The sequence below is a fragment of the Polyangium sp. 15x6 genome (assembly GCF_029960785.1).
GTDB lineage: Bacteria > Myxococcota_A > Polyangia > Polyangiales > Polyangiaceae > Polyangium.
The window spans coordinates 58,479-71,090 of record NZ_JASBQE010000017.1; the positions used below are offsets into that span (position 1 = coordinate 58,479).

13 protein-coding genes are annotated in these 12,612 nt (G+C 70.7%); 11 read left to right on the plus strand and 2 right to left on the minus strand.

Annotated features, from left to right (window positions below):
- The first annotated feature begins 5 nt into the window (after positions 1-5).
- The 8 genes from gluQRS (at position 6) to QHF83_RS15030 (ending at position 7,817) form a co-directional block, all read left to right on the plus strand.
- Positions 6-962, plus strand: a complete 957-nt coding sequence (gluQRS, locus tag QHF83_RS14995; protein WP_282418508.1) for a tRNA glutamyl-Q(34) synthetase GluQRS — start codon at positions 6-8, stop codon at positions 960-962.
- 56 nt (positions 963-1,018) lie between these two features.
- Positions 1,019-1,951, plus strand: a complete 933-nt coding sequence (locus tag QHF83_RS15000) for a serine/threonine-protein kinase (RefSeq protein WP_282418509.1) — start codon at positions 1,019-1,021, stop codon at positions 1,949-1,951.
- 140 nt (positions 1,952-2,091) lie between these two features.
- Positions 2,092-3,402 (plus strand): CCA tRNA nucleotidyltransferase, encoded by a 1,311-nt coding sequence (locus QHF83_RS15005; RefSeq protein ID WP_282418510.1) that lies wholly within the window; start codon positions 2,092-2,094, stop codon positions 3,400-3,402.
- A 47-nt stretch (positions 3,403-3,449) separates the two neighbouring features.
- The gene (locus QHF83_RS15010; RefSeq protein WP_282418511.1) at positions 3,450-3,905 is read left to right on the plus strand and encodes a nuclear transport factor 2 family protein; all 456 of its coding nucleotides are present in this window, start codon (positions 3,450-3,452) and stop codon (positions 3,903-3,905) included.
- 130 nt (positions 3,906-4,035) lie between these two features.
- Positions 4,036-5,607, plus strand: coding sequence for a transglutaminase-like domain-containing protein (locus QHF83_RS15015; protein ID WP_282418512.1), 1,572 nt, complete (start codon positions 4,036-4,038; stop codon positions 5,605-5,607).
- A complete protein-coding gene (locus QHF83_RS15020; RefSeq protein WP_282418513.1) occupies positions 5,604-6,041 on the plus strand; it encodes an NUDIX domain-containing protein in 438 nt (145 codons plus the stop codon). Before QHF83_RS15015 ends, QHF83_RS15020 begins: the two co-directional genes overlap by 4 nt.
- Before the next feature lie 176 nt (positions 6,042-6,217).
- Positions 6,218-6,367 (plus strand): hypothetical protein, encoded by a 150-nt coding sequence (locus QHF83_RS15025; protein ID WP_153823572.1) that lies wholly within the window; start codon positions 6,218-6,220, stop codon positions 6,365-6,367.
- A gap of 106 nt (positions 6,368-6,473) precedes the next feature.
- Positions 6,474-7,817, plus strand: a complete 1,344-nt coding sequence (locus QHF83_RS15030; RefSeq protein WP_282418514.1) for an RCC1 domain-containing protein — start codon at positions 6,474-6,476, stop codon at positions 7,815-7,817.
- On the opposite strand, the gene QHF83_RS15035 is transcribed toward QHF83_RS15030, so the two are convergent.
- A complete protein-coding gene (locus QHF83_RS15035) occupies positions 7,804-10,050 on the minus strand; it encodes a carboxypeptidase-like regulatory domain-containing protein (RefSeq protein WP_282418515.1) in 2,247 nt (748 codons plus the stop codon). The genes QHF83_RS15030 and QHF83_RS15035 overlap by 14 nt on opposite strands.
- Before the next feature lie 77 nt (positions 10,051-10,127).
- On the opposite strand from QHF83_RS15035, the gene otsB reads away from it, so the two are divergent.
- Entirely contained in the window at positions 10,128-10,934 is an 807-nt protein-coding gene (gene otsB, locus QHF83_RS15040) for a trehalose-phosphatase (protein WP_282418516.1), read from the plus strand.
- On the opposite strand, the gene QHF83_RS15045 is transcribed toward otsB, so the two are convergent.
- Positions 10,912-11,481 (minus strand): TlpA disulfide reductase family protein, encoded by a 570-nt coding sequence (locus QHF83_RS15045; RefSeq protein WP_282418517.1) that lies wholly within the window; start codon positions 11,479-11,481, stop codon positions 10,912-10,914. The genes otsB and QHF83_RS15045 overlap by 23 nt on opposite strands.
- Before the next feature lie 171 nt (positions 11,482-11,652).
- Between QHF83_RS15045 and QHF83_RS15050 the strand changes: the two genes are divergently transcribed.
- On the plus strand, positions 11,653-12,252 hold the full coding sequence (locus QHF83_RS15050) for a hypothetical protein (RefSeq protein ID WP_282418518.1): 600 nt from the start codon (positions 11,653-11,655) through the stop codon (positions 12,250-12,252).
- A gap of 80 nt (positions 12,253-12,332) precedes the next feature.
- Complete coding sequence (locus QHF83_RS15055; RefSeq protein ID WP_282418519.1) at positions 12,333-12,587, plus strand: DUF4266 domain-containing protein; 255 nt, start codon at positions 12,333-12,335, stop codon at positions 12,585-12,587.
- Positions 12,588-12,612 lie beyond the last annotated feature (25 nt).

Below are 12,612 nucleotides of genomic sequence, written 5' to 3' on the forward strand. Positions count from 1 at the left end.
GCCCCATGCCCGCCTACCGCGGCCGCTTCGCCCCATCTCCCACCGGCGCCCTCCACCTCGGCAGCGCCGCCGCCGCCCTCTTCTGCGCCGCCGCCGTCAGACGAGAAGGCGGCACCCTCGTCCTCCGCATGGAAGACATCGACCGCCCGCGTGTCGTCCCCGGCGCGGCCGAGGCCATCCTCGACGACCTCGCCTGGCTCGGCCTTCGCTGGGACGAATCCGCCGAGCTCGGCGGCCCCTTCGCGCCGTACGTCCAATCCGAGCGCCTCGCCCTCTACGAAGCCGCGATCGACGACCTCGCCGCGCGCGGACTCGTCTACTACTGCGATTGCTCCCGCGCCGAGATCGCCCGCGTGGCCAGCGCCCCGCACGCCGGCGAGGAAGGCCCGCGGTATCCCGGCACGTGCAGGCCCTTCGGCATGCAGCAGCGTGACTTCCGCCGCCCGCCCGCCGTTCGCCTCGCCGTGCCCGACGACGACCGCGCGATCGTCACCATCCACGACCGCGTGCTCGGCACGTACACCGAGCACGTCGGCGCGGTGACCGGCGACTTCGTCCTTCGTCGCGGCGACGGCGTCTTCGCGTATCAGCTCGCCGTCGTCGTCGACGACCTCCACATGCAGATCACCGACGTCGTCCGCGGCGCCGACCTGGCGAGCTCCTCCGCGCGGCAGATCCTCCTCGCAAAACTCCTTCGCGGAACACCCCCCACGTTCGCGCACGTCCCCTTGCTCGTCGCCGACGACGGCAGCCGCCTCGCCAAGCGCGACAAGCTCATGGCGCTCCGTGATCACCGCGCCGCAGGGAGCGACCCGCGCGCGCTCGTGCGCGCCATCGCCCGCGCGTACGGACACGACCTCGGCGACACCGACGCGCCGCTCGATGCCCTCGCCGAGACGCTCGACTGGTCTCGCTTGCCGCGCGCGTCCGTGCGCGTGTCGGCGATCCTCGCACACGCGTGATGCGACGCGCGATGCGTCGCCCCGACGCGCGTCGCCTGCGGTAGGATGGATCGCCGATGCACCGCGAGAGCTCCGCCACGTCCGACGCGCTCATCGGAGCCGTCATCGACAAGCGCTTCCGCGTCATCCAGTACCTCGGCAGCGGCGGCGTCGGTCACGTCTACGTCGCCGAAGGTCTCGTGCGCGGCGCGCGGAGCGGACCTCGCGTCACCGTGAAGGTGCTCCGCCCCGAGCATCAGTCGAACGAGTCGCTCCTCGCGCGCTTCCAGCGCGAGGTCGCCGCCGCGACCCGCATCGTCGATCCGCGCGTCCTCCAGATCCACGACTGCGGCACCTTGCCGAGCGGCTTGCCCTACTTCGTCGCCGAGCTCCTCGTCGGCCTCGACCTCGCCGACACGCTCTCCTACGCGCATGCGCTCTCTCCGGTCCGCGCCACGCGCATCGCCCTCGACACGGCCTTCGCCCTCGCCGCCGCGCACGCGTCGGGCGTCGTGCATCGCGACGTCAAACCGGAGAACATCTTCCTCGTGCACGCGCCGGACGGTCGCGAGCTCGTCAAGCTGCTCGACTTCGGCTTCGCCTGGATCGACGGCGATCCGGGCAGCACGGGGGCGCAGGGCGCCGAAAAGGACTCGTTCCGCCTCACCACGCGACGCGGCGCCGTCGGCACGCCCGAGTACATGCCCGCGGAGCAAGCGGCAGGCGAGCTCGCGCATCCGACCGCGGACATCTATGCGCTCGGTGTCGTGCTCTTCGAGATGCTCGCGGGTCGGCCGCCCTTCACAGGGCCGCCCGCGGTCGTCGCCGAGAAGCACGCGACCGAGCGACCGCCCCAGCTCCGCGCGGTGAACGCCGCGCTCGAAGCCTCCACCGCGCTCGAAGCCGTGGTCGTCCGCTCGCTCGAGAAGGACCCGCTCCGCCGCTACGGCTCGGCCGCCGCCGTGGCCGAGGCCCTGCGCGACACCCCCGAGGGACGGGCTTTGCGGTAAGATTTCGCACGACCCTGCGCTGGACGTTTGCCCCCGGGGCCGTCCCCTGCTAGACGCCCTGAATCCTCTCGAAGGGCGGCCCAGGCCGTGCAAAGCGCTCGGACGAGCCGAGCAACACTCCCACGAGCCGCATGGAAGCCATGGGGCGAACGACCCCCTCTCCTCTGAATCCCCTCCCCGATTTCGCCGAGGCCGACATCGAGCCGAGCTACACCGTCGGCCCGGCGCCGCTCCCGCCGTCCGAACCCGCGCGTCGTTACGACGTTTCCTTCGACGAGGCGCGCATCGACCCGGACGTGCAGAAGGTGCTCCGGCGCCTGACGCGGCACGGCCACGAAGCGTACCTCGTCGGCGGCTGCGTCCGTGACCTCCTGCTCGATCGGAGCCCCAAGGACTTCGACGTCGCGACGAGCGCGCGGCCCGAGGAGGTGCGCGAGCTCTTCCGCAACTCCCGCATCATCGGCCGTCGCTTCCGCCTCGTGCACGTCCTCTTCCAGGGCGGCAAGGTCATCGAGGTCGCCACGTTCCGTCGGAACCCCAAGGACGACGCGGACGACTCGACGGAGCTGCTCATCCGCAGCGACAACGCGTTCGGCGTCGCCAGCGAAGACGCCATGCGGCGCGACTTCACCATGAACGCGCTGTTCTACGACATCGATGCGCGTCAAATCCTCGACTGGGTGGGCGGCATGGCCGACGTCGAGCGCCGCGTGGTGCACACGATCGGCGACCCCGAGACGCGCTTCCGCGAAGACCCGGTGCGCATCCTGCGCGCGCTCAAGTTCGCCGGCAGGCTCGGCTTCGCGATCACGCCCGACGTCTACGACGCCATCGTCTTCTGCCGCGAAGCGCTCGCGCTCGCGGCGCGCCCGCGTCTGTCGGAGGAGATCCTGCGCCTGCTCCGCGGCGGTCAGGCGCGCCGGACGATCTACCTCGCCTGGGAGACCGGCGTGCTCGACGTGCTCCTGCCCGAGCTCTCCTCGCTGCTCTACGACGAGGAGCGCGAGGACGGTCCAGGCGCGCGGCAGTGGCGCTTGCTCGAGTACATCGATCGGCGCACTGCGGAGTCGGGACCGCTCGACGACACCGTGCTCTGGACCTTGCTCTTGCTCGAGCCGCTCAAGGAGGCGTGCGACGGCGCGCGTGATCGAGGCGCCGCCGTGGCCGATTTCCTCGACCCGCTCATCGAGCGGCTCGCGCTCTCGCGCAGGTACGCCGACGGCATCCGCCGCATCATCGGCGTCATGCCGCGCCTCTCCGCCGGCCGCGCCGGTCGCTTCGCCCGCACCGAGCTGTTCCAGGCGGCCCTGGAGGTCGCCTTCGCCGACCTCTCGGCCCGCGGCGAGCCGACGGCCATGCTCGAACGATTCCGCGGCGCCGCGCCGTCGACGTCCCTGCCGCATCACCCCCATCGCGAGCGGCCTCATCCGTCGCATCGCGGGCGGCGGTAGTAGGATTCCCTCACCCCCCATCCCCTGGGGGTGAGGAGGACCCCGCGGTGAAAAGCTCGAACGACCTGCTCTCGCGTATCGATCGGCTCGAATCGCTCGAAGCGCTCCGCGCGCTCAAGGCGCAGTACGTCGTCCACGCCGACCGTTGCCTCATCACGCCGAGCGTCGAGCACGCGCGCGCTCTCGCGGAGCTGTTCACCGACGACGCCACGACCGACTACGGCTTCTTGGGCAAGTTCTCCGGCAAGGAGGCCATCGTCCACGCCTTCACCGAGGTGCTGCCCGCGAACTCGCGCTGGGCCGCCCACCACGCCCTGAACCCGATCCTCTCGGTCGACGGCGACACCGCGGAGGGCACGTGGTCGTTCGTCGCGCACAGCGTCCCGCGCGAGCCGAAGGACGCCGCGCGGGTCGCGTACTTCGGCAGCTACGAGGAAAAGTACCGTCGCGTAGGAGGCGCCTGGAAGTTCGCCTCGCTCATCGTCCGCTTTTCTTCCCCCTGACGCGATCGCGCGCGCCTCGCGTGGAACTTCCGCGCCCTTCGTGGTTCACTGGTGGAACGTCATGCGCGAGGCATCACCTACCGTTCCCGCCCGCTCGCGACTTCGCCGCGCCCTTGCGCGCTTACCGTTCGTGCCCTTCGTCCTCGCGGCGACGATCGCCCTCTCGGGCACGGTCGACGCGCAGAGCACGATCCTGCACGAGTTTCTCCCGCCCGATCCGCAGGAGAACCTCAAGTTCAACACCACGACCATCGACGGTGACTTGCCCGCCGCCATGGAGACGCCGAGCGGCGTCGCCACCGCGCCCGATCCGCGAAGGCCGCCCGACGCGCGCAACCTCTACGGCGGCTCCACCACCGACGACACCCCCGAGTCCACCTACGAGCCCGACCGGGACACGCGCCGCCCCAACGTCGAGAACTACGAAGATCCCTTCACGCCCTCGACCGCGCCCTTCAAGCGCCTGCGCGCCTTCGACGCCGTCCTCGACGACTACACCCTCGCCGTCCGCGACAAGACCCTCCGCCCCGTGCCCATCGGCGGCACGGCCGCGCCCGGGGAAGAGACCTTCTACGGCGACTTCTCCGTCGGCCTCGTCCCCGACCAGCCCGTGCGCATCCCGAACGTCGGTCCCGGCACGCGCCTGCTCCGGCTGAGCTCGAACCCCGAGACGCGCATCGAGGTTCTTCGCGACGGCGCGGACAACTGGTTCGTCCGCGGGCACGATCGGAAAGAAGTGCGCCTCGTGGTCCAGCTCGGCATCCCGCGCGCCACGTTCGGCAGCGCGTTCGCCGACGTCGGCTGGAGCGAGCTCGAGCGCCTCGTCCCGCCGCAGCCCACCACGCACCGCGCCGCGTTCGCCCAGGTCGCCGACGCGATCGGCATCTCGCGCGCGATGCGCCCGCGCGACGCGCTCGAGAAGATGGTCGGCTACTTCCGCTCGTTCGAGCCCTCCGACGATCCGCCGCGCGGCCGCGAGGACATCTACCTCGACCTCGCGCTCACGCGGAAAGGTGTCTGCCGACATCGCTCGTTCGCGTTCCTCGTCACGGCCCTCAACATCGGCCTGCCCGCGCGCATGGTCGTCAACGAGGCGCACGCGTGGGTCGAGGCGTTCGATGGGAACCTCTGGCATCGCATCGACCTCGGCGGCGCCGCGTTGAACATGGAGTCGCAGCAGGACGAGCGGCCCGCGCACCAGCCGCCGCCCGATCCCTACGCGTGGCCGGAGAACCAGGACTCCGGGCAAGAGATGGCCGACCGCGCGCGGAACAGCGGCGGTCAGAGCGGCAACGCGCAGAACGGCGGCACGAACGGCAGCGCGCCTTCGCCGAGCGCGACGACGTCGTCCAGCACGACCCCGCCCGAGCCCGCGCCGAGCGCCTCGGAGGCCGTCGATCCGAACGCGCCGCCCGCGGAGATCACGGTGGGCGAGGTCGGCCGTGACGTGCGTCGAGGCCTGCCGGTCATCCTGCGCGGCGAGGTGAAGAGCGGCGGCAGCGCTTGCCCGAACGTGCGCGTCGACGTGGTTCTGCGCAGCACGCACGCGCCCGAGGGCATCGTCGTCGGCTCGCTCTCCACCGACGATCGAGGCGCGTACAACGGGCCCGTCGTGATTCCGCGCGAGCTCTCGCTCGGCGAGTACGAGCTCGTCCTGCGCACGCCGGGCGGCGCGCGATGCGGGGCAGGGGAGACGAAGTGAACGTGCCAGGCGCGCCTTCGAGATTCGTCGAGGGCGCGCCCCGCCTCGCCGTCGGGGCGGCCGTGATCGATCGTGGGGAGGCCGAGCCGCGCATCTTGCTCGTCCGCCGCGCGCGTGCGCCGATGGCGGGGACGTGGTCGCTCCCGGGGGGACGTGTGGAACCGGGCGAGCGGCTGGAGGTCGCGGTCGCTCGGGAGGTCCTGGAGGAGTCGGGGCTCGTCGTATCGGTGGGTCCGCTCGTCGAGGTCGTCGAGGTCGTCGATCCTCCCTACCATTACGTGATCCTCGATTATGCCTGTCTCCGGACGGGAGGCGACCTACGGGCGGGGGACGACGCGAGCGAGGCGATTCTGGCGCGTGTGGACGACCTCGGCCGTCTCGGGGTGACGGAGGCCGTTCGGCGCGTCGTGACCCGGGCGCTCGTCTTGCAATGAGGTCGAATGGCGAAATCGTCCGCGCGTGGTGCCAGAGGCCTGCGCAATGCCCGTGCAAGGGCCGCGCATCGGGAAGCCGGTCCTTCGCCTGGGACGGATGAATTGCATGTGAGGGACGTGGGAATCCGCGCGCCACGCCGGGGCACCGTGGCCCATCGATTGCACCCCTGACCTGCGTGCGCATCCTCGAAGTCGACCCCGGTCGCTGGCGCGTCGAATTCGACAGCGGCCTGGGCCTCGAAGTGGTCCTGCTATTCAGCCGCACCGTGGCCTTCTGGCGGTGGGGCGGTGAGCTCTTCGCGGAGGTAAATATCGGCGAGTCATGAAGACGAGTGGAAGTCGAGAAGAGGCCCCAGAAGAGCCTGCCCGGAGGGCAGGCTCTTCCGTTTCCGGCGCCGAAGCGGGCGTGGTAGTCTCCTCGCGGCAAAGCCCATGACGAACGCGCGCCGAACCTTTCCAACGATCGCGGGTGTAGCGACGCTCGCCGCGCTCTCCACGGCTTGCGGGGCGGTGGGCCCGGGGCCGGCGGTGCCGGGGGTGCCTGCGCCGATCGCCGCGGGGTATCGCGAGCCGCCGCGGGTCTGGTCGGATCGGCGCTGCTTGCGCCTCGCGGACGGGCGGGTGGCGGTGGCGTCGATCGGATATGGGGCGGACCGGATCATCCTGGATGGGACGTGGGTGTCCGAGGTGCCGGTCGTCGATTTTTTGTGCCGCAGCGACGGCTCGATCGTGCTCCTCCATTCGGATGGCCGGGTGGCGCTCCGGTATTTCGAGGGGACGAGGGTGGGGCCCGAACGACCGTACGACGATTTCAGCGCGGATCGGTCCGGATTCGAGGCGAAAGGCGGGAAGCGCCTCGTCGAGGTCACGGGGCGGGAGTGGGCGCTCGTCTGCGTGACGGGGGATGGTGAGGTCCGCTGTCCGCGGGACATGAAGGCGATCTACGGGGAATTCGAGGCGTTCGGCCGCATCCGGAATCTGTATGCGCAGGGCAGGGCGGCGCTGCTCGAAGATGGCCGGTTCGTCCTCGGAGGGCCGCAGATCCACAATTACCCGAATCGATCGCCGCTCCTGCTCGATCGGGTGGCGCGGGCGGAGATCGCGGACCTCGGGTTCAATCATATCGTGGGCTGTCTCGTGCGGGACGACGCGAGCGTGTGGTGCTGGGGTCCGAACGAATTCGGCCAGCTCGGCGACGGCACGCGCGAGCGTCACGACCAGCCCGTGCGTGTGATCGGATTGCCGCGCGTCGTCGACGTTGCGACCTCGGGCCAGCACGCCTGTGCAATCGATGAAGAGGGCGGCGTGTGGTGCTGGGGCCGCTCGAAAGACGGAGAGACGGGCGAGGCGGGCAAGGAGGCGACCGCGGAGGTCCTTGTTTGCCCGATCGACGAGGCCGCCACCGAAGAGGCGCGGGACAGGGCGGCGAAAAATCCTCCATGCCGATCGCCCGAGAATCCGGACCCCCGCCAGGACGACCCGTGCGGGCGGCTCGGCTGGACGCCGGAGCGGGCGCGGGAGGCCGTGAAGCCCATCCGGAAACGTGTCCCGGGCTGCGTGATGCCCGAAGACTTGCACGAGGGGCATCCGGTGCCGGTGAAGATCGACGAAATCGAGGAGGCCGTCGCGATCGAGGCATTGCCCGGGCGGACGTGGGCGGTGCGGCGGGACGGCGTCATCGTGATGTGGGGAATGGACGCGAAGAGCGGCGGCGAGCCGCGCATGCAGGCGTTTCCCGTGGCGAAAGGGGCGGGCGCTTCTCCTAGTTCGCGCTGACGCTCTCCTTCCGCGCCGCCGCCACCCAATCCAGGGCCTCCCAGCCTCGCTCTTTGGCCATCCCCACCGGCACGGGCCGATAAAGCGCCGTCGCCGTCACCGTTACGCCCGGACAACCCGCCGGGAGCACGAACGAATGGTTGCTCGTGACCTGTGTGAACGGCAGGAGCCGGTTGTCACTGGCCATGTCCACCGCGCGGTAATGCGGGACGAACCGGTTTCCCTCCGCGTCCACGAGCACCCGCGCGAACGCCTGCCCCGCCGCGCCCGCGAGCGCCGCCGCGCCCGATCCGTCCATCACCTCGGCCGCGAGCGCATCGCCGAGGAAGACCCGATCCCCCGGCATCACCTCCGCCACGCCCTCCGCCACGATTTGCCCGTTCGCCGCGGAGACGACCTTCGATTCGGCGACCTGCACGCGAATCGGAATTCCTTTCTCCGCCGGGGAGAGCGCCGGATCCGCGAAGATGCCGACGCCCGGATAGTCCAGCCAGTTCCCCGTCTCCCGCACCACCCGCAAGACCTGCCCCGGCTTCGCGCGGATCGCGCCTTCCGGCCAGGACCATTGCGTCCCCGTGACCGCCACGCCCTGCCCGATCACGCCCTCCGCCCACGCGCCGCCCACGTCCGGCACCGTCGGCCCCGCGCTCGCCACGAGCACCTCGCCGCAGGCATCGGCGCGGATCACGAGCACGAGCGATCGCATCGGCTCGCCCGTCGGCAATGCGTGCCCGCATCCCTGGTTCGACAGCGTCACCGCCACGTCGACCACGCCTCCCGTCGCCTTCGCCGTCATCCACATCCCGAGCGCCAGATCCAGCAGGCGCGGCGTCCCCGTGAGCGGGCCTCGAAACGCGTGGGATCGAATCTGTTCGGGCGGCCGCACGAATCCGAACGTGATGCCACCGTTCTTCGGGGTCGTCTTGTCCAGCGTGTTCCAGAGCCCCTCGTTCGGCGGCATGTGGCAATGCTGGCAAGGCGCGGAGACCTCGGCCCACGGGCTCGCCGACCACTCCGCGAACGTCGAATGCACGGGCAGGCCGCCGGGAAAACGCGTCGGATCGACCGTTTGTCCCGGGAGCAAGGCCGGCTGCGCCTGCTCGTGGCAGCCCGCGCAGAAGGTCGCCTCGGAGAATTTCGGCTGATAACTCCCGCCCATGAACTCGTTCGGCACGTCGGGCAGCGGGCCGAACATCACCTGGCGGAGTTTTCCGAGCGGCACGTCGGACACCTTCTCGCTCGGCCGCTGCATGAGCAGCCGTCCCGCCGTCCCCGGTGGTTTCGCGAGGTCGATGTCCCGCACCTTGTGGCACGTGTCGCAATGGTTCCCATGGTCGAACGCGATGCCCGTCGCCTCCAGCAAATCACGGCCGCCCGCCTTTCCATCGAGCCCCGCCGCATGGCAATCGGCGCACGCGCCGAACGAGGTCGGTTTTTCCGCGGCCGGTAACGCCGGATCATCACAGGCGAGCGCGCCCTTCGCGCCGCACCCATTGAGATCCGGCAAGACCCCGCCGCCGAGATAACAACGCGGCCCGGCCTCCATCATCGTGCCCGGCACCCGCCCCGTCCGCCATTCCCCGCCCGCCGCCGTGCACGACGCCGCGTCCGCGTGCGCGCGCGAAGTTCCCGCGTAAAGATCCTGCACGAGCGGGTCGCGCGTCGCCTTCGCGTGCGCCGATTGCTGAAATTGCGCCACGAGCGTCGTGTGACAGTGCCCGCAAACCGCCGTCGTCGCGTCGAGGTTCTCGTCGCCCACGCCCGGCGGTCCGAACTTGTAGCCGTCCGCATTGTCGGGCGGCGCCACCTCGTGCAGCACGAGCTCGATCGGCCCCTCGGGCACCGCGTCGAACTCGATCCCGGCGCTCCGGTAGCCCACCTTTGCCGCGACCACCGTGGGCGCGCCCGGGATCGACGCGGAGAGCTCGATCGAAAACGCACCATCGTCCCCCGTCACGAGCGCGGGCGCGCCGCCGCCTTGCATCACGATCGCGCCGGCGAGGGGCGAAGCGCCGTCCGTCACCACCCCCGTCACGGTGAAGACCTCGGGCAACGCGCCTCCCGCGCCCGTCGTCGGACCGACCGACGCCGAAGACGACGACGAGGACGACACGTTCGTCGCCGCGCCGCCCGCGCCGCCTGCACCCGCGGGTGCGTCTTCCCCGCAGCCGGAGAGCATCCTGGTCGTGGCCGCGACCACGATCGAGGCCGCGGCGAGACGTGCGTGTTTCACGGGGCGCCACATGCAGGAGACGCTACCACCACGCTCGCTCGTTTGCGCTCGGCGCGCCTTCGGGGGAGGCTCGGGCCATGGATGAAGATGTGCTGATCGCGCGGGCGGCGCGCGCCCCGTCGCTCCTCGTCGCGACGGACTTCGACGGCACGATCGCCGACATCGTGCGCGAGCCGGACAACGCGTACGGAAGGAACGACGCGTTCGCCGCGCTGTCCAAGCTCGCGTCCATGCCCGCCGTGGACGTGGCCGTCGTCTCGGGGCGCGACATGGAGAGCCTGCGCGCGCGGACGGCCATGCTCGGACGGATCTACCGCATCGCCGAGCACGGAGCCTTCATCGAGGAGCCCGACGGCAGCGTCATCCGATCGGTGCACGGCGTGATGTCGCACGAGGTCATCGATCGTGTCGCGCGTCGCGCCGAGGCCATGGCCGCGCGCGTGCCCGGGATGCGCGCCGAGCGCAAGGTGAGGGGCGCGGCCCTGCACGTGCGCGAGGTCGAGCCAGCGTTTCGCGACGCTGCGGCGGAGGTGCTCGCCGCGTTTCGCCAGGTCGCCGCGGCCGAGGGGCTCGCGGTGATGGAGGGCCGGCAGGTGGTCGAGGCGCGCGATCCTTCGGCCTCGAAGGAGGACGCGCTGAATCAGCTCCTCTGGGAGTTTTCCCAGAAGACGTTCCTGATCTACGCCGGCGACGACACCACCGACGAGGGCGCGATCGCCCTCGCGCGACAGCATGATGGGGCGGGGATTTACGTGGCCTCGGCGGAGCGGCCGACGCCGAACGTCGAGGCGGACCTCGTGCTGCCCGGCCCACGCGCGTGGGCCGAGCTGCTCGCGCGCATCGCGGAGGCCCGCGCTGCGATCACTGCCCGAGGAGGGCCTTGATCTCCTCGGCGATCTTCTCTTCTTCGCCCTCGCCGTAGCCGGCGTGCATGTGGCGGATCGTGCCCGTCTTGTCGACGATGAACGCGGTCGGCATCTTGGGCGGGCTGTAGGCCTTCGCGGCGCTCTTGTCCTTGTCCCAGACGACCGAGAACTTCACGCCCGTCGCCTTGACGAACTCCTCGAGCTTGGCCTTGTCCGTGTCCTCCTCGTCGACGCTCACCGCGATGACGCTGAGGTCGCCGCCGAACTGATCGACGAGCTCCTGGTACTTCGGGAACGACTTCTTGCACGGTCCGCAGTACGTCGCCCAGAAGTCGATGATGGTCACCTTCCCGTTCGCTTCCTTCACGCTCTTCGGGCCCTCGCCGGTGACCGCCTCTGCGGTGAACTCGGGCGCCGGCTTCCCGACGAGGCCGCCCTCGGCGCCTCCGGTCTCTGCACCGCCGCCCGACGCGGCGCCGCCGCCGCACGCGGCGAGGGTGAGCGAGAGGGCCGCGCCCATGACGAGCGCGCTGAGGGTGCGGACAATCGACGATCTCGAGCTCATTCAGGTCTCCTGGTTTTGCTAAGACGGCGCTCTTTGCGCTCGGAAACTGCGGCTTCGGGCCTCGATCGCGCGAGCACGACCGGTCCTCGAACCGCGCGCACGGCGCGAGCTTACCTCAGCCCAAACCCGCCCAGTCGACTTTGTGACGAACCAAGGGCACCATGCGGGCCCATGACCGCGAGAACCTCGCCCAGGGTCCGGTCGCGACGCACCCTCCGCGCCGCCCTCGCCTCGATCGCCGTCCTCGCGCTCGCCGCGTTTGCAGGCTGTCAAATCAGCGTCGGTGACCAGGCGTGCACCGAGCAGTCCATCGTCAACGACAAGGACGACGCTTGCCCTTACGGCCCGCCCGGAGGCCCCAAGGTCCGCGAGACTGGCTGCCCCGAGCTCACGATCCTCGACCCCTCGGAATGCACCACGGCCCCGAGCTGGACCGAGGTCTACGAGATCCTCCGCGGCCCCTCGGCGGGCTGCACGATCGGCGGCTGCCACGGCGCGGCCCCGGGCGCGCGTGGCATCTTCCTCTCGCCCGACAGCTCCGACGCGTTCTACGACGAGCTCAAGGGCTACGCGGGCGCGCAGGGGTATCCGTACATCAACGAGGAAGACCCCTCGCGCTCCTGGATCCTCTGCAACCTCCAGGGCACGCCGGGCGGCGGCGCGCCGATGCCGCCCCCGAGCGGCCTGTCGGACGCCGACTACGCCATCATCGAGCAGTGGGCCCTCTGCGGCCTGCGGCGGATGGGCGGCGGCAGCGACGCCGGTCCCTGAACCGCGGGCGACCTCCGGAAGAATCTTGACGCGGGGCGAGAAAAACCCCGTTATACGAGAGAAAACCGGAGCTTCCCGCGATGCTGAACGAAGACACCTCTGCCTCGCTCGTCGTGCGCGCCGGTCGCGCGCTCCTCGTGGTCCTCGTGCTCGGCGGAGGCCTGCTCGCGAGCACCGGCTGCGCGCCGGTCGCGCCGTACGAGCGCGGCAAGCTCGCGCACCCGACGATGACGGCTGCGGACATGGCCGGGTTCGGCGAAGGGCACCTGCGCGCCATCACCGAGGGCGCGGTCGGGGGCAGCGGCGGCACCGGCAGCGGTTGCGGCTGCAACTGATCTCCTCCCCCCAGCCGAAGGTCGC

Coding starts and splice junctions, on each gene's coding strand:
- gluQRS (WP_282418508.1), top strand. CDS start 6: ATGCCCGCCTACCGCGGCCGCTTCGCCCCATCTCCCACCGGCGCCCTC.
- QHF83_RS15000 (WP_282418509.1), top strand. CDS start 1,019: ATGCACCGCGAGAGCTCCGCCACGTCCGACGCGCTCATCGGAGCCGTC.
- QHF83_RS15005 (WP_282418510.1), top strand. CDS start 2,092: ATGGGGCGAACGACCCCCTCTCCTCTGAATCCCCTCCCCGATTTCGCC.
- QHF83_RS15030 (WP_282418514.1), top strand. CDS start 6,474: ATGACGAACGCGCGCCGAACCTTTCCAACGATCGCGGGTGTAGCGACG.
- otsB (WP_282418516.1), top strand. CDS start 10,128: ATGGATGAAGATGTGCTGATCGCGCGGGCGGCGCGCGCCCCGTCGCTC.
- QHF83_RS15045 (WP_282418517.1), bottom strand. CDS start 11,481: ATGAGCTCGAGATCGTCGATTGTCCGCACCCTCAGCGCGCTCGTCATG.
- QHF83_RS15050 (WP_282418518.1), top strand. CDS start 11,653: ATGACCGCGAGAACCTCGCCCAGGGTCCGGTCGCGACGCACCCTCCGC.
- QHF83_RS15055 (WP_282418519.1), top strand. CDS start 12,333: ATGCTGAACGAAGACACCTCTGCCTCGCTCGTCGTGCGCGCCGGTCGC.